This window comes from Pseudomonas sp. HMSC076A11, from assembly GCF_001810205.1.
Lineage (GTDB): Bacteria > Pseudomonadota > Gammaproteobacteria > Pseudomonadales > Pseudomonadaceae > Pseudomonas > Pseudomonas aeruginosa.
Window position 1 is genome coordinate 1 of the sequence record NZ_KV800276.1, and the last position, 915, is coordinate 915.

At 48.6% G+C, this 915-nt stretch carries 1 protein-coding gene; it reads left to right on the forward strand.

The features are described 5' to 3' along the window. A partial coding sequence (locus HMPREF2716_RS28530; protein ID WP_168168080.1) for a CdiA C-terminal domain-containing protein occupies positions 1 to 485 on the forward strand: 485 nt, incomplete at its 5' end. Positions 486 to 915 lie beyond the last annotated feature (430 nt).

The following is a 915-nucleotide window of genomic DNA, read 5'->3' on the forward strand; positions in this document are numbered from 1 at the left end:
CTACCATTGGGGCGTTGGCGGATGCTGAGGCGGGAATGCCTTATACCCATCCAGTTAAGCTCGCCGCAAAAGCGACTGGGACAGCAGGGAAGATTAAGATTGAAGCCGGCGCAATACCTGACGCAAATGAAGTACGTGCAGGACAAGGGTTATCTGGTCTTGGGTACGATGTTACGCACCAAACCACTGCGTCAGCTAAAGGTATTCAAGGGCAGCGAACTGCGGACTTGCATGTTGATGGACTCGGTTCCATTGATGTGTATACGCCGAAGAATCTTGATCCGACAAAGATAGTTCGAGCGATAGAGAAGAAGTCGAATCAAGCCGGCGGAGTCTTGGTGCAGGCGGACTTGCCAAGCACTGACATGTCGTCCATTGCTGCTCGTATGTGGGGGAAGACTAACGCGCAGAGTATAAAAACTATATTTTTCCAGAAACCAGACGGATCATTGGTCCGATTTGATCGACCTGCTGGAGGAGGCTGATTATGCCGAAGTACACGTGTACCTGTGGCTACGTTATGAACCTTTCGCAAGGATGGTCAGACTATGAGTTGACTCTAATTCCTGAGTCAGCAATAGAGAGCTTGGGGGATAGGCTAGATAGCGAGGATAAGCTGTCTTCTGATCAGTTATATGAAGCTCTTGATGAAAAGGCCATTACGGTGTACCGATGCCCGAAGTGTAGAAGGTTGCACTTGGAGGAAGAGCCAAATAGATTCACCACTTATATAGTTGAGTAAGCTTTGCTGCGAGAGCCTGAGTGCTTCGGAGCAAGAAGGACTGAAAGCTATTCAGAACCTTCATAAAGGGACAGATTTATTTTCTCTACTCTAATTTTCTGAGCATGGAGGCTCCAGCGCAGATGTCGTAAAGGAACTTCGCGATGCCTAGGTAAGGGCGCATGGTTTAGCGA